Source organism: Streptomyces sp. NPDC054796 (assembly GCF_053611545.1).
In genome coordinates, this window is sequence record NZ_JBSHAO010000074.1 from 15,014 (window position 1) to 35,467 (window position 20,454).

A 20,454-nucleotide genomic window follows, 5' to 3' on the forward strand; every position below is an offset into this window, starting at 1 on the left:
CTCGTTGGGGCGACCATAAGGAAGCCCACAAAGGCGTGGGCGTCAGCGAGCCGCGGGGAGTGAACGGTGTCGGGGGAGACCAAGTGGGAAGGCCGTTCGGAACGGGACAGGGCGATGGCCGGACACGTCGTCTCCCGGCTCTCGTTCACCTTCCCGCTCAGTGAACAGCGGCCCGTCACCCTGCTGCTCGGCGCGCGGGGCAGCGGCAAGACCACGTTCCTGGAACACCTCCAGGACAAGGTCGGCGGCATACCGGTCGCCCGTCTCGACCTCGCGCAGCTCAGCCGCGAGGGCAGCACACCCTTCGCGGTGACACACGCTCTCGCCAGCCGGATGGTGCCGCACCGCGCGGGCTTCCCCCGTATCGCACTGCCCGCGTACTTCGTGCTCGCGACCGCCGCCACCGTACGGATGGACGGCGAGGCACCGCCCGCCACCGTCACAGCGGCGATCATGGACAAGCTGACCGGGCCGCCGCCCACCGGGCTCGACGGGATCACCGCGGCCGTCGAAGCACTCGGCGCACCCGCACCCGTGCGGGCCGCGCTCCACCTCGCGCCGCTGGGACGGCGCGCCTGGATGCGCTGGCGCATCTCGCGCGTGCTCAGGGACTGGCTCAGCGGCACACCGTGGGTGGGGGTACGCGACGGCCTGCTCGATCTGCAACAGCGCTTCAGCGGCGACGATCCGCGCGAACGCTGGGACATCGAGGTCGAACTGCTGAAGCTCTTCCTGAACGGCCTGCGCCACGCCTACCGCAAGGTGCCGATGGCGATGCCCCCGCCCACCCGCTGCCTGGTGCTGCTCGACAACGTCGACAGCACCCTCGGCGACAGGTTCCTCTCCCAGCTCCTGGAGGCCAGGACGGACACGGCACCCGACCCCCTCGTCGTCACCGCCACCGCGGGCAGCTACCCCGAGCCCCTCGGCGACCTCGTGGCGCCGGGCGCACCCCTCCTCGCCCCCTGGCCCGACCAGGAGCGCGCCTTCCCCGAGAAGCCCGTGGACGACGGGCTCGGCGTCGGCCAGCTGCGCAACCTCCACCGGCGCGAAGCCGTCGCGCAGGCCACCGACTTCATCAAGACGATCCCAGGGCCCAGGCCCGACCAGGACAACGCACCCGGGTGGCTCGGCTGGGCCGTGCACGAGCTGACGCGTGGTCACCCGGCCGCCACCGACAGGATCTTCGCCGCGCTGCGCCGCGAGGGCGGCCCCTGGGACCACAGGCTGCGGCGGATCTGGGACCCCAAGACAGGGCTCGTCGACGAACTGCTCCAGCGGCTGCTGCCGAGGGAGACCGGCGACCAGCTCAGAGCGGCACTCGTCCGCGGCTCGGCCGCCATCGGCCTGGAACACGCCGCCGTGGTGCCCCGCCTGTGGACCGAGCCCTACGCGGGCACCCGCGCCGAGTACGGCAACTTCGCCCAGAACCCCCTGCACACCATGCACGTCAGCACCGGCGACCCGGAGGCCGACGGCCCCGTACAGGTGCTGCACCCGATGCTCCGCTTCCTGCTGCTGCGCAAGCTCGCCGAGACGGGCCCAGCCGAGGACTTCACCTGGGACACGGTGCACACGGCGCTGCGCGACTGGGCCGAGGAGGTGGGCAGGCCCGGTATGGCCGCGTACCACGCACTCGCCCTCGGCGATGTGCCCTACGCCGCCGCCTACCTCAACGACCGCTTCGACAACGGCGAGGAGACACCACACCGCTGGTGCTCCCGGCTGTGCAGACTGCGCCGCGCGCCGCGCCGTGAGGACGCCCACGACGAGACACCCTCCGACCACTACGAACGCCTCGTCGGACACCTCAACCGCGGCCCCGTCGACGGCAGGCTGCGCACCGTGACCCGGCTCCTCGCGGCCTCCTGGATCTGCCCCGAGCCGCCCCAGGACCCGGCCACCGACCGCGTCGGCGACCCGTACCGCATGCCCCTGGGCGACCCCCTGCGCGAACTGAACGGTGAGATCGCGGGCCGCTTCCGCACCCTCGCCTACTCTGCGGGCGGCACCTGGAACGGAGTGCTGGGCGCCAAGGCCGTCCAGTACGAGAGGAGACCCTGGTGAGCGACGGACCGCCGCCCTCCCGCTACCCCTCGCGCTGGCGGCCCCTGTGGCGGCTGCTCGGCGCGCTCGTCTGCCTGGCGGTCATCGCCGTGACCGTCCGCCAGTGCGTGTTCCCCGAGCCTCCGGCGAAGCCCGACCTGCACTGCGCGCCCGGAGTGACCAAGCGCGGCAAGGGCGCCGAGTGCGTGGGTGTGACCGACGGCGCTTACGTGTTCAGCAGGGAACTGCGCGAGGTCACCAGGAAGATCCGCGCGGAGAACGCGAAGGCCGAGAAGTCGGGGGACTGGGTCGCCGTCGCCTACACCGAGCCGATGACACGGCGCGGGGACTGGAAGGCGGCGAACGACCGGGGCGCTGACGTGGTGCGCCAGTCACTGGAAGGCGCCTATCTGGCCCAGATGAAGTTCAACCACACCGGCGGCGAGGGCCGCACCCCCAAGATCAAGCTGCTGCTGGCCAACAGCGGCCAGGGCGGGGAGCAGTGGAGGCCCATGGTGCGCACGCTCGGCGCCATGGCGGACGATCCGAAGGAGCGGCTGGTGGGTGTCGCGGGCTTCGGGCAGAGCGTGAAGACCACCGAACTGGCCGTCGCGGCACTGCGCGAGAAGGGGGTGCCGATGGTCGGCTCGACGGTCGCCGCCGAGTCACTGTCCACCGTGCGCCCCATGTTCTTCCGGGTGGCCTCCACGACGTCGGACCAGGCGGCGGCCGCCGCCGAGTGGGTGCGCGAGCGGCGTCGCGAGGACAAGGACCTGCGCATCGACCTCGTCGTGGACAACCGCGAGAAGGAGGAGTACGCGCACGACCTCTCGCGCTACTTCCGGGAAAGCCTCAAGAAGGCGGACATCGCCCCCGAGACCCCCGACGGCCTCCCCTTCGTCTCCGGAACCGACTCGGCGGCCACCGCGCTCGCGTCCTACGCCGACCGCGTCTGCCGCCCCGAACACCCCCTGGACGCCGTCTACTTCGCGGGACGCGGCAGGGAGCTGAAGCTGTTCATCGAGGCCCTGGCCGACCCGCGCCACGCCGACTGCGACCTCACCGTACTGTCCGGGTCCAGCTCCGTTGGCGTCTTCTTCGAGCAGCCGGGAGAACCGGCCCCGGCGGCCGAGGGCGATCTGCTCGGCACCTGGGAGAAGCGCGAGGGGCTCACCGTCCTCTACACCGCCTACGCCCACCCCTCCGCACCCGCGGACATCTACGACAGGGACGACCCGTACCCCGACTTCGAGCGCCGCTACACCGGTGCCTTCGGCGGAAGGCCGCAGGTGGAACTGGGCAGCGGCCAGGCGATGATGGGCTACGACGCCGTCTACGCGCTGGCCAAGGCCGTCCGCAACGCGGCCGGGCCCGCGGGGGACGAGGGCGTGGACGAGGCGGCGGTGCACAACATGCTGCTCCAGCTCGGGCAGGGTCAGGGCGGCCCCGTGCACGGCCTCAGCGGCGAGATCGCCTTCGACTCCAGGGGGCGGCCACGCGACAGGGCGGTCCCGCTGGTGGAGCTGCGCCCGGAACCCGGACACCACTACACCTACCGGGACACGCTCTGGCCCTGAACGTGTGACGTGACGGGTGACGCGTCACCTGTGCGGCGCGGCACCCGTCCCTCACCCTTGCTCACCCGTCCCTCATGACGCGGATCGTGCGCACCTCGGAGTCCCTGGCGTCGGGGAGGTTCATCCCCGCGTCGGCGCCCGTGCGCAGATAGCGCACCACGGGTGCCGTGAGCCGTTCGCCGGGGAGGACGGTGGGGATGCCCGGCGGGTACGGGGTGATCATCTCGGCGGCGACCCGCCCCACGGCCTCGTCCGCCGGAACGTCCTCGACGGCGCCGAAGTAGGCGTCCCTCGGCAGCCGCGCCTGTTCCATGCGCAGCCCGGACGGCGTCGGCACGGCCACCGGCACCGGCGCCTGGAACTCGCCCGCGCGGGCCGCGAGATCGCGCACGGCGCGCACGAGCGCGTCGGCCGTGTCGCGGTCGTCGGCGTGCGTGAGCTGGGCGTTGATCCTGCGGTGGTCGCTCACGTGCACGTCCAGGTGGTGTGTCGCACGCAGCCAGTCCGCCGCCTGATAGCCCGAGATGCCCAGGCCGGAGAGGTCCATGACGACGGGCAGGGGGTCCAGGTCGTCGGCCAGTCCAGGACCGGTGAAGTCGGCGCGGTCGTTGACGTGGACGCCGTCGGTCTTCTCCAGCTCCTCGCGTACGTCGGCCGCCAGCTCCAGCGCGTGGGAGAGGAGCCGGTGGCCGTCCTGCGCCATCTGACGGCGCCAGCCGTCCAGGCCCGCGTAGACGAGGACACTGGGGCTGGTCGTCCCCAGCAGATCGGCGCGCGAGGAGAGCACGGCGGGGTCGAGCAGCGGGCCCCGGAGATGGAAGACCGAGCCCTGCTCCAGGCCGCTGCCCATCTTGTGGATGCTGGTGACACACACGTCCGCGCCCGCGTCCATCGCCCACGTGGGCAGCTCGGGGTGGAAGGGGAGATGCGCGCCCCACGCCTCGTCGACGATCAGGGGGCGGTCCCTGCGGTGGCACACCTCGGCGATCCCGGCGAGGTCGGCGCAGGTGCCGTACGGGGTGGGACTGGTCACCAGCGCACCGCGCGCGTCCGGATGCGCGGCGAAGGCCGCCTCGAAGGAGGCCACGGACGGGGCATGCGCCAGCCGCCGTTCCTCGTCCCACTGCGGTTCGACCCAGACGGGGTGGATGCCCGAGAGCACGAGCCCAGAGACGACCGACTTGTGCGCGTCACGCCCCACGAGCAGCTTCTCGTGCGGTCCGGCGACCGCCAGCATGGCGGCCTTCACGGACAGCGAGCTGCCGCACGTCGAGAAGAAGGTGTGCTCGGCGTGCACGGCGTCCGCCATCAGCCGCTCGGCCCGCTCCAGCACGGCGCCGCGCGTACGGCGGTCGTCCAGCCCGCCCGAGGCCAGGACGTCGCCGTGGAAGACGGCGTCGCCCAGCACCGCGCGGACGCGGGGGTCGGCGCCGCGGGCCTGCTTGTGGCCCGGCGGGGTGAAGGGCAGCTCGCCCGCCTCCTGGTAGCGGGCCAGTGCCTCCAGTACGGGTGCCGCTGAGTGATCCATGGCTTCCATGGACTCCGTGGTGCCCGCGTCGGCCCGGAGGGAACCCGGTGCGCCGCCACTCGGGGGACGGGACGGGGCGGGCCGGGGAGGGGCGAGCGGGGGAGGGGCGAGCGGTCGTGGCCGTGCTCCTGGCTCATGCCCGCTCGCAGTGGTGTTCCGTGAGCGCCCGGGTCCGGCCGACGGCGCCGGGGCCGAAGGCGGACGGTGCGCCGGTGTCGTCGCCGCCCTTGTCGTCCCCGTCGTCCCCGCTGCCCTCGCCGGGGCCGCGGGCCTCTCCCGTCGGGTCGTGGCGGGCCGTGGGCACGGCGAGCCTGACCCGCCTGACCTCGGCGTCCAGGTCCGCCAGCTCCTGCGGAGTGACGTGCTCCAGCAGCCGGGGGAGGAGGACCGTCCTGTCCTCCTCCGTGTGCGCCCGTGCCTCGCCGACGGCACGGCGGATGGTGTCCTCGAACTCGACGGAGCCGAAGGTGACGTCCTCCAGCTCCCGCAGGACGTCCTCGATACGTGCGTGCCGCCGCAGTGCGGAATCGGCCAGCTCCGCCCCGTCGGGCACCCTGTCGCGCAGCACGGGGTGCAGATACCTCTCCTCCGCGACGAGGTGCCGCACCAGCTCGACGGCCATCTGCCCGACGAAGTTCCTGCGCTGCCCGTCCATCGGCGGCAGCGCCTCCAGGTGGTTCAGCAGGGCCTCGATGTTCTCGTGGTCCTCGGCGAGTTGGTGCCCGATGTCCTCACGCGGCTCCATCGCGTATCTCCTCCACGGCCTTACGGCCTCACAGCCTCACGGTGCACGGTCACGGTGCGCACTCTGGTGTCTTACGGCGCGCGGGCGGCGGCCCCGCCCCGGCTGTGCACGCGTACCCCCTGACCGGCAGTGCATGGGGGTGTGCCCGAGGTGCGGCCGAGGAGCGACCGGGGGAGGGGCGCCGAGGTTTACCCGGCCCCCGGCCGCGGTACCCCTGATCACCGTCATTCGGCACGCCGTTGCCGGTCTCCACACGAACGAAAGGACCGCCGTGACCTCGAAGAACAGCTCCACGCCGTCCTACACCGTGCCGGGCATGACAACCAAGGAGGGTGGCGGTGTCATCGACGTGCTGCGCATGCGGCTGCATGCCCTGAACGATCTGGCGCTGACCCTCAAGCACGTGCACTGGAACGTCGTCGGCCCGCACTTCATCGCCGTCCACGAGATGCTGGACCCGCAGGTGGACGCGGTGCGCGACATGGTCGACAACACCGCCGAGCGCATCTCCACCCTGGGCGGCTCCCCGCCCGGCACCCCGGGCACGATGGTGGCCGAGCGCACCTGGGACGACTACGAGATCGGCAAGGCCGAGGCCATTGAACACCTCGGCGCCCTCGACGTCGTCTACACGGGCATCATCGAGGACCACCGCAAGGCCGTACGCGCGACGGACGAGCCCGACCCCGTCACGCAGGACCTGCTGATCGAGCAGCTCCGCAAGCTGGAGCTGTTCCAGTGGTTCGTACGCGCCCACATCGAAAGCTCCGGCGGCAAGCTCGCCACCGGCGCTCATGACGGTGAGTCCGCCGCCGCGCGCAAGGCCGCCGAGCAGGCCAAGGGCAAGCCCTGAGCGGTGCCCCTGAGCGGCGCCCCGAGCGGTACTGCCCGCGTCCGGCCGTCCGGGCCGGATCCGGCGTGTTCGGCGTGTTCGTCCGGCGGGGACACGGGTACCCGCCGCGGCGCCCGGGCGGAGCACCGACCGCGAAACCATGAAAACCGCGAGACCGAGAAACCGGGGGAGCCGAGGAGAGGAGAAGGCTGTGACGACAGCACGCGAGATCATGAGCGGTGGCGCGGAGTGTGTGCGCACCGACCAGACTGCGGCCGACGCGGCGCGGATGATGGCCGATCTCGGGGTGGGGGCCCTCCCGATCTGCGGGCGCGACGACAAGATCAAGGGCGTGGTGACGGACCGCGATCTCGTGGTCAAGGTCCTCGCGGCCGGGCGGTCGCCGCAAGAGTTCCCCGCGGGGAGCCTGAACCAGGCGGAAGCGGTGACCATCGGCGCGGACGACGACGCTGAAGAGGTGCTGGCCACCATGACGCGGCACCGTGTGCGGCGGCTCCCCGTGATCGACGGCACGCGGCTCGTCGGCATGATCGCCGTCGCCGATGTCGCCCGTACCCTCCCGCACGCCAAGACCGGCGACCTCGTCGAGGCGCTCTCGGCGGACTGAGCCGGGTGCCGCCCCTCCGTCCCTCCGCCCCCTCCCGGTGACCCGCGCCGCGACGCGGCCACCGGGAAGGGGCAGGCTCACGGAAGAACCTCACGGCACCTCGCGGAACCCCTGCGGGCCGGCCAGGGGAACTTTCACCGGCCGCCCTCCTCGGGTGCCGTGATCCCGAGATCGACGCGCATGACGTGCCGCATACGCCACAGCGGGTCCCACAGTTTGTCCAGGCTCTCGCGGGCGGTCGCCACGCTCTCGCCCTGCCGGGGAGTGCCACCGTCGAGACGCATCAACAGGCCGTACAGGTCGCCGAGATGACGGTTCGCGGTGCTGGCAGCGCCCGCCACACCGTCGGGCAGGACCATCTGCGCCTCGGCGTGCCGCATGCGGTGGTCGCGGCGCGCCCTGTCCAGTTCCGACCGCAGCTCCTCGGTCATCTCGCCCCGCTCCAGGGCATGGAGGACCCGCGTCAGCACGTTGGCCAGGTCGCGCGTACCGGCGCTGACCGTCGCGTAGCACGTACGCCGCGCCTCAAGCTGAGCCTGCCGCGTGGCGTACTCGCGCTCGTCCCGCTGGAGCTGCCTCGCGTGCTCCAGCTCGCGGGCCCTGGCGCGGTCGGCACCGCGCTGTGTGATGACGGCGGCAGCGAGCGTTCCGCCGATGCCCAGCACCGCGACCACGATCTGGCTGACTGCGCTGCCCAAGCTGTCCCCCCGGCTCCGATCGGCTCGCGGGGACTGTACCCACTCCTCGGGCACCGGTCTCGCCCGGCACCGCCAGGCCGCTATGTGTCGGACATGGCCACCAGCACGCGACGTGTCCCCTCGAAGGGGCGCCGGCCGTGGGCGAGCAGGACGTTGTCGATGAGGAGTACGTCGCCGTCGTGCCAGCCGACGTCGACGGCGCCCTCCAGCCCGCGGCCGAGGATGTGCTCGACGTAGGCGTCGGGGATCGGGTCGCCGTCGGTGAACGTCACGTACTGCGGGAACTCGTCGGGCGAGAGGATGTCGTACAGCTCGGCCGACGCCTCGTCGCCGAGTCCGGCCGGATGCCACTGGTCAGCCTGGTTGAACCAGACCTCGGCGCCGGTGACGGGGTGCTTGGTGGTGGAGGGGCGCAACTGGACGATGCGCAGGCCGTCCCCCGTCCACTCCCACTCGGCCCGCGACTCCCGCAGGAACATCTCGACCGCCTTGCGGTCGTCGGTCTCGAAGGTGTCCTGCCAGCTCTTCCCGAAACCGAGCCCGTCGTGCAGGTTCTGCACGTAGCGGATGCCTCCGGCGAACGCGTCCCGCACCTCCGCGTCGAGCGAGCGCAGCCACAGCTCGCCGTCGAGCACCGGTGTCGCGCCGCCGCTCTCCGCCGCCTTCTCGCAGTAGAAGGCGAGCCGCGTCGGCCAGCGGTGTGCGTAGCTCAGCTCGTTGTGCATCGAGATGGTGTACTGCTGCGGGTACTCGGTGGAGGTGTAGAGGTTGCCGCCGACCTTGGTGCGCGGCGAGTTGCCGTGCACATACGGCAGGCGGTCGGGCACCAGCCGCGCGAACACCGGGTCCACACCCTCCGCCGTGACGCCGAAGTCCCGGAAGACGAGCCCCTTGTGCTCGGTGAGCAGCTCGGTGAGCCGTCGCGCGCCCAACTGGTCCAGCCAGCCGACGAGGTCCCGCGTACCGGCCGCTTCACTGGTGATCTCATGTGGCTGCCAGGCACCCACGCCCGGCTCGGCGCTGTCCAACACGTACCTCCCAAAACCGTGGTCTCCAGGACCGGTGCTAGATGTTTGCCTTCTTGGTGCCCTTGGCGCCGTTCTCCGGTGCGCCGTTCATGGCCTGGCCGGAGAACTGGGTGCGGTACAGCTCGGCGTAGGAGCCGTCGGCGGCGAGCAGTTCGCCGTGGGTGCCGCGCTCGCGTATCCGGCCGTTCTCCAGCACGAGGATCTGGTCGGCCTCCAGGATGGTGGACAGGCGGTGGGCGATGACCAGGGAGGTGCGGCCCGACAGCGCGGTCTTGAGCGCGCGCTGGATCGCCGCCTCGGACTCGGAGTCCAGGTGCGCGGTGGCCTCGTCGAGGATGACGATCGGCGGGGACTTGAGCAGCAGCCGGGCGAGGGCCACGCGCTGCTTCTCACCCCCGGAGAGGCGGTGGCCGCGGTCACCGACCACGGTGTCGAGACCGTCGGCCAGCGAGGAGATCGTCTCCCAGATCCTGGCCGCCTCGCACGCCTCTCTCAGCTCCTCCTCACTGGCGTCGGGCCGGGCGTACAGCAGGTTCGCGCGAATGGTGTCGTGGAACATGTGCGCGTCCTGGGTGACGATGCCGACGGTGTCGTGCAGGGAGCGCAGGGTCAGTTCCCGTACGTCGTGACCGCCGACGCGCACCGTCCCCGTGGTGGGGTCGTAGAGCCGGGGCACCAGGTTGGTGACCGTGGTCTTGCCCGCGCCCGAGGGGCCCACCAGCGCGGTGAGTTTCCCGGCGTGTGCCCGGAAGCTCACACCGTCCAGGACGACGGAGTTGTCACCGCGTTCCGACGCGGGCAGCGCGATCGTCTCCAGGGAGGCCAGGGACACCTCGCCGGCGGCCGGATACCGGAAAGCCACCTTGTCGAACTCGATGTCCGGGGTGGTGCCGTCGCCGACGGGGAGCGGCTTGGCCGCGGGGGCTTCGCCGATGAGCGGCTGGAGGTCCAGCACCTCGAAGACGCGGTCGAAGCTGACCAGCGCGATCATGACGTTGACCTGCATGTTGGACAGTTGGTTGATCGGCCCGTACAGCCGGAGCAGCAGTGTCGCCATGGCCACGAGAGTGCCGATCTCGAAGGTGCCGCCGATGGTCAGCAGTCCGCCCAGACCGTAGACCAGCGCGCTGGTCACCCCGGTGATCAGCGTCGTGATGAGGAAGAGCATGCGTGCCCACACGGCCGTGGTGACGGCGACATCGCGGACCTGCGACGCCTTGTGCGCGAACCGCTCGGCCTCTTCCTCCGGCCGCCCGTAGAGCTTGGCCAGCATCGCGCCCGACACATTGAACCGCTCGTTCATCATCGAGCCCATGTCGGCGTTGAGGCCCATGCCGTGGCGGGTGAGCCGCTGGAGCCTGCGGCCGACCAGCTTCGCGGGGAACAGGAAGAACGGGATCATCAACAGCGCCGCGACGGTGATCTGCCACGACAGGTAGAACATCATGCCGAGCACGAGGACCAGGGTCAGCAGGGTCGAAACCGTCTGCGACAGCAGTGTCGTGATCGCCTGCTGTGCCCCGACCACATCGGTGTTGAGCCTGCTGACCAGGGCACCGGTCTGGGCGCGGGTGAAGAACGCCAGCGGCTGCCGCTGCACATGGCTGAACACCTTGCAGCGCAGGTCGTAGACGATGCCCTGGCCGACGCGTCCGGAGAACCAGGTCTGGGTGAAGGTGGCCAGCACGTCGATCAGCGCCAGGCCCGCGATGGCGAAGGCGAGGCTCACCACGACATCGCCCCGGCGGGGTGTGATGCCGTCGTCGATGATCATCTTGAGCAGCAGCGGGCTCGTCGCCGTGATGGCCGCGCTCACGGCCGTCATCAGCATGACCACCGCCAGCGACCAGCGGTAGGGCGAAGCATAGGGAATGATGCGCCGCACCGTGCCGGACTTGATTTTCTGTTTGGTGATCGAGCTGTCGACGCCCAGCGGCATCGGGCCCCTTCGCGGGCCGCCCATCATGGCCACGGGTTCTCCCTTTGTCGGCTTTTCGGCCGAGGCTGACGCCGCGCGACCGTACTCGCACAGCGGAAGGCTGTGAATGCGCGCACAGCGGCCATACGTCACAGAACGAGTCCAGGCCGACGGCCGGAAGGGGTCGTCGGCCTGGAATCAGGGCCGTGATGCTGTTAGCTGGTGCCCTTCATGGCTTCGATCAGGCTCTTGGGGCGCATATCGGTCCACGACTTCTCGATGTACTCGAGGCACTCCTCGCGCGGTGCCTCGCCGAACACGGATTTCCAACCGTCGGGTACATCCACGAATACAGGCCACAGTGAATGCTGGCCTTCGTCGTTGACCAGAACCAGATAGCTTCCTTCGGGATCCTCAAAAGGGTTTGGCACCGCACTGTCCTCACTTCTCGGCGACAAGGGACCGCAGCGACGGGCTGATGCACTGTGACACAGGGGCGGCGGGCGGCTCAAGAAGACGGAACCCGCACTGTTCAACTGCCGCTTCCCGCAGTTGAACGGCAGCGGTCGTCCGTTGACGCGTCAGCGGCACTGTGGTGATTTGGTGCTCACCGCGCGGTAAAGACGCGTGCCCGGAATCCGAGCGGAACGGCAGTGGAAATGCCGGACGGGAGGGGCTGGATGCCTGACAGTCAAGAGCGGTTGTTTCTCCGCTCGAATGCGATCATCGAACCACTGGTCGACAAATTCTATGCCTGGATGCACATCGTCGCGCCGGCTCAGGCGTCCATGAACCTGGCGAACGTCCAGGTGCCGCTTCTCGAGTCGTATCTCCACTCGCCGCAGGTGCACATAGCGGCCAGTAGCAACCCCGCCCTGCGCGGCGGATACTTCATCAACGTCGAGGAGTCCCGTGCGGCGGAGGTCGGCGAACTGCTGGACGTCATCAAGCGTGAGCGTGCGGACATGCTCGCCTTCGCCGCCGCCGTGGCCGAGGCGCACGAGCTGCTGCGGCAGAACGCCACGGGGTTCGACCTCACACCGCTGTACCCACAGCTCCCGGCGGCACTGAACGGGCTGGTGGAGCTGGCCTACGACACCAGCAACCAGCCGTCCCTGCGCTTCATCGAACCGCTGCTCTACCACAGCGCGGCCTTCGACAGGCGCCGCCAGTCCGTCCAACTGTCCCTGGACGACGGCGTGGAGCGGCCCTTCATCCTCAGCACCCCGCGGCTGCCCTCGCCCGGCACACTGGACCTGCCGGTCCCCTTCGACCACCCGGGCCTGGACGAGCTGATGAGGGCGCGGGTCGAGGGCACGACCCGCGCGCGTCTGCGCGAGGCGCTGGAGCTGGACGACGGCCAGGCGGCGGAGCTGGACCGGCTGCTCGCCCCGGAGCCCAGCCTCGCGCCGGACCGGCACATCGAGGGCGGCGGCCGGATCCGTTACTTCGGGCACGCCTGCCTGGTGCTCCAGAGCCCGGAGGCCGCCGTCGTGGTGGACCCCTTCATCAGCACGGACAACCGCCACGGTGACCGCTACACACTCGACGACCTGCCGGACCACATCGACCTGGCGCTCATCACCCACGGGCACCAGGACCACATCGTGCTGGAGACCCTGCTCCAGTTGCGCTCGCGCACCGACGCCGTCGTCGTGCCCCGCTCCTCGCGGGGCAATGTGTGCGACCCGTCGATCGGCCTCTACCTCAAGTCCATGGGCTTCACGGTGATCGAGGTCGACGACTTTGACGAGGTGCCGCTGCCCGGCGGCGCGCGCGTGGTGGCCACACCGTTCCTCGGTGAGCACTCCGACCTCGACATCCGTGCCAAGTCGACCTACGTGGTGCAGTTCGCGGGCCTCACGGCGTTCGTCGGCGCGGACTCCTCCGGCATCGACCCGGTGCTGTACCAGTACATCCGCTCGCACCTGGGCGGCGTCGACAAGGCGTTCCTGGGCATGGAGTGCGACGGTGCTCCGCTGACGTGGCTCTACCAGGGCCTGCTGACCCGGCCTGTGACGAAGAAGATGAGCGACTCGCGGAAGCTGTCGGGGTCGAACGCGGAGCAGGCCGCGGCCATCATGACCGAGCTGGGCGCCGACGAGGCGTACATCTACGCCATGGGCGAGGAGAGCTGGCAAGGCCACGTCATGGCGACCACATACACACCGGACACCTACCAGATCAAGCAGATCGAGGAGTTCCTGGGCTGGTGCGGGACACACGACGTCGCTGCTGAACATCTGTTCAACAAGCGGGAATGGCGCTGGTGACAGGGCCGGTAACCGGTAACTGGTAAGAGGACACCGAGAATGCCATACCTGCACACCAACGGAATCCGGCTCGCCTACCAGCGGCAGCGGTCGGGGCGGAGCGACGAGGACACCGTCCTGCTCATCATGGGCTCGGCCGCCGCGGGCTACATCTGGGACATGCACCAGACACCCGCACTGCGCCGGGCGGGGTATGCGACGGTCACCTTCGACAACCGCGGCATCCCGCCGTCGGCGGCCCCGCCGGGCAAGTACACGCTGGCGGATCTGGTGGCCGACACCAAGGGCCTGATCGAGGAGCTGCGGCTGGCACCCTGCCGGATCGTGGGCACCTCACTGGGTTCGCTGATCGCCCAGGAACTGGCCATCAGCGAACCCCACCTGGTGCGTTCGGCGGTGCTCATGGCCACCCGCGGCCGGTCCGACGCACTGCGCCGGGCGCAGGACGCAGCGGACCGGTTGCTCCAGGAGAGCGGCATCACGCTGCCGGCGAAGTACCGGGCCGTCAACTCGGTGCTGCGGATGCTCTCCCCTGCGACGCTCAACGACGACACGTCGGTGTCCACCTGGCTGGAGATCTTCGAGCTGGCCGGAGGCGGCGCGGAATCCGCCGCCTCCGGCCAGGCGTGGATCGACACGCACCAGGACCGGCGCGAGGACCTCAGCGGGATCGGCGCGCCGTGCCGGGTCATCACCTTCACCGACGACGTCATCACCCCGCCGCATCTCGGCGCCGAAGTCGCGGACATCATCCCGGACTGCGACCTCGTGGAGATCTCCGGCTGCGGCCACCTCGGACATCTGGAGCGCCCGGAGGCGGTCAACGAGGCGATCGTGGAGTTCTTCGAGAAGCACTGATCAGGGCGCGCCGGAACCCGGAACGAGCATCGCCGATGTCCTCACGGCCCCGGTTCCGGGGCGCCCTGCCCGGCGTCCATCACCCTGTACCCGCTGCCCGGCACCGTGACGATGACGGGCGGGCCGCCGAGCTTGGCGCGAAGCTTGCTCATCGTCACCTTGACGACGGTGGTGAACGGGTCGGTGTGCTCGTCCCAGGCCCGCTCCAGCAGCTCCTCGGTGCTGACGACCGCACCCTGTGCCCGCATCAGCACCTCCAGCACGGCGTACTCCTTGCGGGAGAGCGGCAGATAGCGCCCCTCGCGGGACGCCTGCCGGTGGGCCGTGTCCAGGGTGATGCCGCCGCACTCCAGCACCGGGGGCACGGGTGGCGCCGCCCGACGGCCGAGTGCGTGGACGCGTGCCACCAGTTCGTCGAAGGCGAAGGGCTTGGCGAGATAGTCGTCGGCGCCCAGGTTCAGTCCCGCGACCCGTTCGTGCACCGCGCTGGAGGCGGTCAGCATCAGGATGCGTACGCGCCCCCCTAACTGGGCCAGGGCGCGGCAGATCTCGTCGCCGTGCACCCGGGGCAGGTCGCGGTCCAGCACCAGCACGTCGTAGTCGTTGACCGCGAGGCGTTCCAGCGCGGTGGCGCCGTCATACGCGACGTCGACCGCCATCGCCTCGTCACGCAGCCCCTCGGCCACCAGATCCGCGAGGAAGCACTCGTCCTCGGCCACGAGAATGCGCATGCCGAACATTCCTCCAGATCTGCGATAAGGAGACGGTTAACGCACCCGATCACCACGGTGAAACCAGCGAAGGGCCAGGCTGGCCGATGTGATGCCGCCTCCTCTCCACCGCCGTTCCCGCGACCCCCGCCGCGGGCCGCACGCCGACGGGCAGGGGCAGGGGCAGGGGCAGGGATCAGTCGGGGGTGTCCGTCGTGCGGGTCGTGGTGTCCGCGGTGAGGGCCGTCAGCAGGTCGTTGAGCCGGGTGACGAACGTGGCAGGTTCCTCGATCCGGGCACCGGCGGTGAGGACGGACTGGTCGAACAGGACGTGTGCCCACTCGCGCACGCGCGGGTCCTCCTGGTCGCGGTTGAGCCGTTCGACCAGGGGGTGGCGGGGGTTGATCTCCAGGATCGGCTGGTTCGGCAGGCCCGAGCCGCGCATGCGCTGCACGACGGTGAAGTCGGTCTCCTCCCCGTCGGCGACGATGCACGCGGGGGAGGTGGTCAGCCGGTTCGTCACGCGTACGTCCCACGCCTTGCCCGCCAGATGCGCCTTGAGCTTGCCGAGGAGCGCGGCGTAGTCGGAGTCCGCCTTCTCGGCGGCCTCCTTCTCGGCCTCGTCCGCCAGCTCGCCGAAGTCGGGCGCGCCCTGCGCGACGGACTGGAGCCGCTTGCCCTGGTACTCCCGCAGCGAGCCGGAGACGACGAAGTTGTCCACGGCCTCGCCCAGCAGCAGCACCTCGATGCCCTTGGCTCGGAACGCCTCCAGATGCGGGCTGGCCGCCGCGGCTGCCAGGCTGGGGGCGAGCAGGTAGTAGATCTTGTCCTGGCCCTCCTTCATCCTGGCCACGTAGTCGCCGAGCGAGACATCGGCGTCCTGTGTGTCCGAACGGGTGGAGGTGAAGCGCAGCAGCTCGGTGATGTCCTCCCGGTGGGCGGGATCGTCGGCGATGCCCTGCTTGAGCACGCCGCCGAACTGCTTCCAGAAGTCGGCGTACTTGCCCGGATCCCTCTCCGCCAGCTCCTTGAGCAGCTTCAGCACCCTCTTGACCGCGCTGGACCGGATGTGGTCGACGGCCTGGCTGCCCTGGAGGATCTCGCGGGAGACGTTCAGCGGCAGATCGGCGGAGTCGACGATCCCGCGCACGAACCGCAGATAGCCGGGCAGCAACTGCCCGGTGTCCTCGAGGATGAAGACCCGCCGCACGTGCAGCCGCACCCCTCGGCGCGCCTGCGGCACCCACAGATCGTGCGGAGCGCGGGAGGGCACGTAGAGCAGCATCGTGTACTCGTACCGGCCCTCGACCTTCGTGTGCACATAGGCGAGCGGGTCGGTGTAGTCGTTGGTGAGGTGCCGGTAGTAGGAGTGGTAGTCCTGCTCGCTCAGCTCGCTCTTGGGACGCGCCCACAGCGCCGAAGCCTGGTTGACCGGGGCCTCGTCCTGCCCCATGACGATCGGCTGGCTGATGTGGTCCGAGTACCGCTGGACGATCGAGCGCAGCCGGTGCTCGTTCAGCAGCTCGTCCTCGCCCTCGCGCAGCTCCAGCACGATCGTGGTGCCGCGCTCGGCGCGCTCGACGGCCTCCACCGCGTACTCGCCCTTGCCGTCCGACGACCAGCGCACGCCTTCGGACGCGGGCAGTCCGGCCCGTCGTGTGGTCAGCACGACCCGTTCGGCGACGATGAACGCCGAGTAGAAGCCGACGCCGAACTGACCGATCAGCTCGGCGTCGCGGCGCTGGTCGCCGGTGAGCGTCCGGAGGAATTCGGCCGTGCCCGAGCGGGCGATGGTGCCGATGTTGTCGATCACTTCCTGACGGCTCATGCCGATTCCGTTGTCGGCGATGGTGAGCGTCCCCGCGTCCTTGTCGAACGCGACCCGGATCCGCGCCTCCTGCTCCGGTTCCGCGCCGACCGACTCGGGGTGCGCGTACCGCTCGGAACGCAGCCGGTCGATCGCGTCGGAGGCGTTCGAGACGAGTTCGCGCAGAAAGATTTCCTTGTTGCTGTAGAGCGAATGCGCCATCAGATGCAGAATCTGGGCGGCCTCGGCCTGAAAGCTGTACGTCTCCGCGTCCGACTGCAATGTCATCGCTTCCCCCTGTGGACGAACCGTCGAAGAATCCGCCCAAAGATAGGAAACGGGACACCGCACGGTCAACAGACCGCCGCCGGGGCGGAGCGGTTCTGGACAGCGGGGCCCGCTTCCCCCTTTCTCGTCCGACGGCCGGAGCCGGAGCCGGAGCCGGAGCAGGAACCGGAACCAGAGCCGGGGCCAGGGTCGAGCCCGGCCCCGGCCCCGGTCCCGGGACCGGGCTCAGTCGGAGGCGCGCAACTGCTCCTCGAACTTGACCCAGCTCTCGGCGTACTGCCGCGCCAGATCGGCCGTCGTGCGTGTGCAGTGCTGCGGCACGGCGGCCAGCAGCTCGGACCAGTCCTGCGTGACGACCGCGTTGTGGTGAAGGAGCCGCAGCAGCTCGCGGCCCATCTCCTTGTGGCGCAGCGAAGGGTCGCGCAGCAGCTTCTCCAGGGCGTGGCCGGGGTCGAGCTGCATCGGGTCCGCACGGCGCCGGGCCTGGGGCCGCCCGTCCTGTTCCGGGTCCGAAGGGCGGGTGTGGGCCTCAGCGTCGGAAGCGGAGGCCAGGGCTCCCACGGGTGGCTCGCCGATCGCCAGCCGCCTCTTGACGTCCCGCACCGTCGCGGGCGATATCCCCGCGAGCCTGGCCACTTCGCGCAGCGAGGCGCGCGGGTTCGCGGTGAGCACCTGGGCGGCCCGCAGCCGCCCCTCGGCGCTGTTCAGCGGGCGGGTCTTGCCGTCCATGCCGACCCGTGCGTGCACATGCGGCCCGGAGAGGTCCAGACGGCGCCGGAGCGCCGCGACGGTCTTGGCGCCCAGGCCGGTGGCCCGGGCGATCGCGCGGTCCGAGATCCGGGCGTGCGAGACGACGATCCGCTCGGCCGCGGCGCGACGGTCCGCGAGCGACAACGGAAGACCATGGGCCATATTGGCCCGGACAGCACACAGAAAGGCATCCTCCGTGCTGCCGTCGAAAAAAACCGCTCGTATTCTGTCCTCGCCGCGCAATATGGCGGCGAAGACGCGATGCACTCCGTCGATCACCTGCATATTGCATCTGTTGACGAGTATGGGAGGAAGCAGGCTTTCGGTTTCCGCCAGGCGAATGATATGTTCTTGATTCTGCCCCTCGGTGCGCGGAGATTCCCCCAGGTGCAGCGCCGATATCGCGACGGTCGTGATCTCTTGCGCGAGCTCGAAATGGTGTTCTTCCGGCCATTCCGTTGTGCTGGTGTCCGGTTCCTTGATGGCAGGGGCAGACCCGTTGATGGAGTCGGGCTGCTGCAATGAAATCACCTCGCGTGCGGGCGGCGACGGTCATTTCGCAGGGGGTAGCACCAATGTCACACGTCGGTTATGCGCTGTCCAGTGCCACGCCGCTTGACAGAATGGCGCCGCGTCACTCACGTGGCCGGAGCCGCCCGGCCCTCGTGATGCGCGGCGAGCCGGCGTCGGCGCGGCGCGGGGGCCCGCTCGTCCAGCGCCTGCGCGAACTCCCGCCAGGTGTCCGCGTTCTGCCGCGCCAGCGCGATGACCAAGGCGTCGCAATGCGGTGGTACGGCCTCGGCCAGCTCGAACCACCTGTGTATCCCGATGACGTTGAACTGCATCACGCGCAACAGCCGCCGCCCCATCTCCGAGTTGCGGACGGAGGGATCGTGCACCAACGGTTCCAGCAGGGAGGCCGATTTCTCCCGCGGTCTCCGCGCCCAGTTGTGCCGGGGTTTGGGCTCCGAGAGCTGCTCCGTGAGCGGGGGCGGCTCTGCCGACGGCTCCGTCGGCGGCTCCGGAGGAGGGGCGGCGGGCGTCCGCGCCGACTCGGCGACGACGCTCTCGCCCGTGAGGACGCGCTTGCGCACATCGCTCGCCGTCGCCGGTGAGATCCCGGCCAGCCGCGCCACTTCCCGCAGGGACGCCGTCGGATTCTGGGCGATCACCTCTGCCGCCCGCCGCCGGCCTGCCGCGCGGTCCACCGGCCTGACCCTTCCGTCTTTGCCGATACGGGCGTTCAACTGCGGCTCGGAGGCATTTGAACGCCGGATGGCCGCCACACTCTTCGCCCCAAGGCCGGAAGCGCGCGCGATGGCCCGGTCCGACATGTGGGAGTGGGAGGCGATGAGCCGCGTCGCGGCCGCTCTCCGGTCCGCCTGCGACAGGGGCAGGCCGTGATGGGTGTTGGACTCCACGGCGAGCAGGAAGGCGTCGTCCCGTGAGACGTCGACGAGAACGGCCTCGATCGTCTCCCGCCCCTTGAGGATGGCGGCGAGAACGCGATGCACGCCGTCGACCACCTGCATGCTCCGCCGGTTCACCAGGATCGGCGGAAGCGGCGTCTCGCTCTCCGCGAGCTGCTCCGTGTATTTCTTGTCCTGCCCCGCAGAGCGGGGCGAGTCACCGAACTGTAGAAGCGATATGGGGAGATGTGTGAATTCCCCCCGCAGACGGGTCTCCCCGCTGCCCGTCTCTGTCGATTCGATTGCCGGGTCGTTTGCCGGGCCAATGCGTACCGTTTTCGATCCTGGGTGCAAAATGTTCACACCATCCCCCTGTGGTGTAGCGGTGCAGGAGTGTGACCCCTGCGAAACCAGCGCGGAAAATCCCTTCTCCATCCGCAACGGTGGCGCAAAGGAGTGTGAACGCGCCGGATGAGAGATGAGAAGGGATACGCTGTGCATACACCGGAAGAGTGGTCGTTTTCCCCAGCGGATACGCATCAGTATCGAGTGAATTCCTCAGCCGGCCGACCGATTCGCAAGCCCCCGCAAGCCCCCGCAGCGTATGGTTGCTTTGCATCGACTGCTTTGCACCAACGCATGTGACCTTCGATGCTAGCGGGGTCTGTTGTGATGTCAACCGAACGGAAGGATGCGGTAAAGAACGCGAAAAGATCCTTTTGGTGGATGTCGATGTTCCGGTACTGAGTTACCGGTAGTGCATCGACGTGCGGAACGCGGGACCCCCCTCGCTGACCGGGCGGGTGAAGAGCTACGATCCCTGTGTGGTCGGGCAAAGGGCCCGGGTGTGTTGGGGGTGTGGTGTATGGCTTCTGGGCGTGTGGTGCGGTTCGACAGCATGCGGGGCTACGGGTTCATTGCTCCCGATGACGGGGGAGAGGACATCTTCCTGCATGTGAACGATCTGCTGATCCCCGAGGAATATCTGCGTTCGGGACTGGCGGTCGAATTCGAGGTCGAGGACGGTGATCGGGGACAGCGGGCATCGCACATCAAGCTCTCGCAGACGGCCGAAGCGCCGCCCGTGCCCGCCGCGGGGCGAGCCGCCCAGGCGGCACAGGGTTCCTCCTCGGCCGGGGGCCGAGGGCCGGATTCGGCCAGAACGGCGGCGGACGGCGAGTATCCGATGTGTGACGTCCTCACCGCTGAGGAGTACACCAGGGATATCACCGAGCTTCTGCTGAAGACGGGGCCTTCCCTGACGGCGGAGCAGATCCTCCAGCTCCGGCATGAGCTGATGAAGTTCAGCGAGAGCCACGGCTGGATCGAGGACTGAGCGACGCGGGGCGGGGCCCCGCG

General features: G+C 69.8%; 18 protein-coding genes. 8 read left to right on the plus strand and 10 right to left on the minus strand.

What is annotated here, in order from left to right; translation table 11 throughout:
* Positions 1-66 precede the first annotated feature (66 nt).
* Together ACWGJ2_RS36150 and ACWGJ2_RS36155 are read left to right on the plus strand one after the other, a co-directional pair.
* On the plus strand, positions 67-2,067 hold the full coding sequence (locus ACWGJ2_RS36150) for an ATP-binding protein (protein WP_453350604.1): 2,001 nt from the start codon (positions 67-69) through the stop codon (positions 2,065-2,067).
* Positions 2,064-3,623, plus strand: coding sequence for an ABC transporter substrate-binding protein (locus ACWGJ2_RS36155; RefSeq protein WP_453350605.1), 1,560 nt, complete (start codon positions 2,064-2,066; stop codon positions 3,621-3,623). The genes ACWGJ2_RS36150 and ACWGJ2_RS36155 overlap by 4 nt, the downstream gene beginning before the upstream one ends.
* A gap of 61 nt (positions 3,624-3,684) precedes the next feature.
* On the opposite strand, the gene ACWGJ2_RS36160 is transcribed toward ACWGJ2_RS36155, so the two are convergent.
* Together ACWGJ2_RS36160 and ACWGJ2_RS36165 are read right to left on the minus strand one after the other, a co-directional pair.
* Positions 3,685-5,151 carry an aminotransferase class I/II-fold pyridoxal phosphate-dependent enzyme gene (locus ACWGJ2_RS36160; RefSeq protein ID WP_453350606.1) on the minus strand — a complete coding sequence of 489 codons (1,467 nt, stop codon included), beginning with the start codon at positions 5,149-5,151 and terminating at the stop codon, positions 3,685-3,687.
* Between the two features lie 133 nt (positions 5,152-5,284).
* Positions 5,285-5,896, minus strand: coding sequence for a hemerythrin domain-containing protein (locus ACWGJ2_RS36165; protein ID WP_453350607.1), 612 nt, complete (start codon positions 5,894-5,896; stop codon positions 5,285-5,287).
* Between the two features lie 316 nt (positions 5,897-6,212).
* On the opposite strand from ACWGJ2_RS36165, the gene ACWGJ2_RS36170 reads away from it, so the two are divergent.
* Both ACWGJ2_RS36170 and ACWGJ2_RS36175 read left to right on the plus strand, forming a co-directional pair.
* The gene (locus ACWGJ2_RS36170; protein WP_453350608.1) at positions 6,213-6,749 is read left to right on the plus strand and encodes a Dps family protein; all 537 of its coding nucleotides are present in this window, start codon (positions 6,213-6,215) and stop codon (positions 6,747-6,749) included.
* 190 nt (positions 6,750-6,939) lie between these two features.
* Entirely contained in the window at positions 6,940-7,356 is a 417-nt protein-coding gene (locus ACWGJ2_RS36175; RefSeq protein WP_453350609.1) for a CBS domain-containing protein, read from the plus strand.
* 134 nt (positions 7,357-7,490) lie between these two features.
* Here the strand turns inward: ACWGJ2_RS36175 and ACWGJ2_RS36180 are convergent, their stop codons facing one another.
* The 4 genes from ACWGJ2_RS36180 to ACWGJ2_RS36195 all read right to left on the minus strand — a co-directional run bounded on the left by ACWGJ2_RS36180 (position 7,491) and on the right by ACWGJ2_RS36195 (position 11,431).
* Positions 7,491-8,054 (minus strand): hypothetical protein, encoded by a 564-nt coding sequence (locus ACWGJ2_RS36180; RefSeq protein ID WP_453350610.1) that lies wholly within the window; start codon positions 8,052-8,054, stop codon positions 7,491-7,493.
* Between the two features lie 80 nt (positions 8,055-8,134).
* Complete coding sequence (locus tag ACWGJ2_RS36185; protein ID WP_453350611.1) at positions 8,135-9,082, minus strand: TauD/TfdA family dioxygenase; 948 nt, start codon at positions 9,080-9,082, stop codon at positions 8,135-8,137.
* A gap of 37 nt (positions 9,083-9,119) precedes the next feature.
* Entirely contained in the window at positions 9,120-11,048 is a 1,929-nt protein-coding gene (locus ACWGJ2_RS36190) for an ABC transporter ATP-binding protein (protein ID WP_453350622.1), read from the minus strand.
* Positions 11,049-11,215: 167 nt separating this feature from the next.
* A complete protein-coding gene (locus ACWGJ2_RS36195) occupies positions 11,216-11,431 on the minus strand; it encodes an MbtH family protein (protein WP_453350612.1) in 216 nt (71 codons plus the stop codon).
* Between the two features lie 249 nt (positions 11,432-11,680).
* On the opposite strand from ACWGJ2_RS36195, the gene ACWGJ2_RS36200 reads away from it, so the two are divergent.
* The gene (locus ACWGJ2_RS36200; protein WP_453350613.1) at positions 11,681-13,273 is read left to right on the plus strand and encodes an MBL fold metallo-hydrolase; all 1,593 of its coding nucleotides are present in this window, start codon (positions 11,681-11,683) and stop codon (positions 13,271-13,273) included.
* Between the two features lie 39 nt (positions 13,274-13,312).
* Complete coding sequence (locus ACWGJ2_RS36205) at positions 13,313-14,131, plus strand: alpha/beta fold hydrolase (RefSeq protein WP_453350614.1); 819 nt, start codon at positions 13,313-13,315, stop codon at positions 14,129-14,131.
* A 41-nt stretch (positions 14,132-14,172) separates the two neighbouring features.
* On the opposite strand, the gene ACWGJ2_RS36210 is transcribed toward ACWGJ2_RS36205, so the two are convergent.
* The 3 genes from ACWGJ2_RS36210 to ACWGJ2_RS36220 form a co-directional block, all read right to left on the minus strand.
* Entirely contained in the window at positions 14,173-14,862 is a 690-nt protein-coding gene (locus tag ACWGJ2_RS36210) for a response regulator transcription factor (RefSeq protein ID WP_453350615.1), read from the minus strand.
* A gap of 175 nt (positions 14,863-15,037) precedes the next feature.
* Positions 15,038-16,936, minus strand: a complete 1,899-nt coding sequence (gene htpG, locus ACWGJ2_RS36215; RefSeq protein WP_453350616.1) for a molecular chaperone HtpG — start codon at positions 16,934-16,936, stop codon at positions 15,038-15,040.
* Between the two features lie 225 nt (positions 16,937-17,161).
* A complete protein-coding gene (locus tag ACWGJ2_RS36220; RefSeq protein ID WP_453350617.1) occupies positions 17,162-17,830 on the minus strand; it encodes a transcriptional regulator in 669 nt (222 codons plus the stop codon).
* Between the two features lie 9 nt (positions 17,831-17,839).
* On the opposite strand from ACWGJ2_RS36220, the gene ACWGJ2_RS36225 reads away from it, so the two are divergent.
* Positions 17,840-18,211, plus strand: coding sequence for a hypothetical protein (locus ACWGJ2_RS36225; protein WP_453350618.1), 372 nt, complete (start codon positions 17,840-17,842; stop codon positions 18,209-18,211).
* A gap of 113 nt (positions 18,212-18,324) precedes the next feature.
* On the opposite strand, the gene ACWGJ2_RS36230 is transcribed toward ACWGJ2_RS36225, so the two are convergent.
* Complete coding sequence (locus tag ACWGJ2_RS36230; protein WP_453350619.1) at positions 18,325-19,200, minus strand: transcriptional regulator; 876 nt, start codon at positions 19,198-19,200, stop codon at positions 18,325-18,327.
* 760 nt (positions 19,201-19,960) lie between these two features.
* Here ACWGJ2_RS36230 and ACWGJ2_RS36235 point away from each other — a divergent pair.
* Positions 19,961-20,431: a cold-shock protein gene (locus tag ACWGJ2_RS36235; RefSeq protein WP_453350620.1), complete on the plus strand. Its 471-nt coding sequence runs from the start codon at positions 19,961-19,963 to the stop codon at positions 20,429-20,431.
* The last annotated feature ends 23 nt before the right edge of the window (positions 20,432-20,454 follow it).

Coding starts and splice junctions, on each gene's coding strand:
- ACWGJ2_RS36160 (WP_453350606.1), bottom strand. CDS start 5,151: ATGGATCACTCAGCGGCACCCGTACTGGAGGCACTGGCCCGCTACCAG.
- ACWGJ2_RS36165 (WP_453350607.1), bottom strand. CDS start 5,896: ATGGAGCCGCGTGAGGACATCGGGCACCAACTCGCCGAGGACCACGAG.
- ACWGJ2_RS36170 (WP_453350608.1), top strand. CDS start 6,213: ATGACAACCAAGGAGGGTGGCGGTGTCATCGACGTGCTGCGCATGCGG.
- ACWGJ2_RS36190 (WP_453350622.1), bottom strand. CDS start 11,048: ATGATGGGCGGCCCGCGAAGGGGCCCGATGCCGCTGGGCGTCGACAGC.
- ACWGJ2_RS36200 (WP_453350613.1), top strand. CDS start 11,681: ATGCCTGACAGTCAAGAGCGGTTGTTTCTCCGCTCGAATGCGATCATC.
- ACWGJ2_RS36205 (WP_453350614.1), top strand. CDS start 13,313: ATGCCATACCTGCACACCAACGGAATCCGGCTCGCCTACCAGCGGCAG.
- ACWGJ2_RS36210 (WP_453350615.1), bottom strand. CDS start 14,862: ATGCGCATTCTCGTGGCCGAGGACGAGTGCTTCCTCGCGGATCTGGTG.
- htpG (WP_453350616.1), bottom strand. CDS start 16,936: ATGACATTGCAGTCGGACGCGGAGACGTACAGCTTTCAGGCCGAGGCC.
- ACWGJ2_RS36225 (WP_453350618.1), top strand. CDS start 17,840: ATGGGCCATATTGGCCCGGACAGCACACAGAAAGGCATCCTCCGTGCT.
- ACWGJ2_RS36235 (WP_453350620.1), top strand. CDS start 19,961: ATGGCTTCTGGGCGTGTGGTGCGGTTCGACAGCATGCGGGGCTACGGG.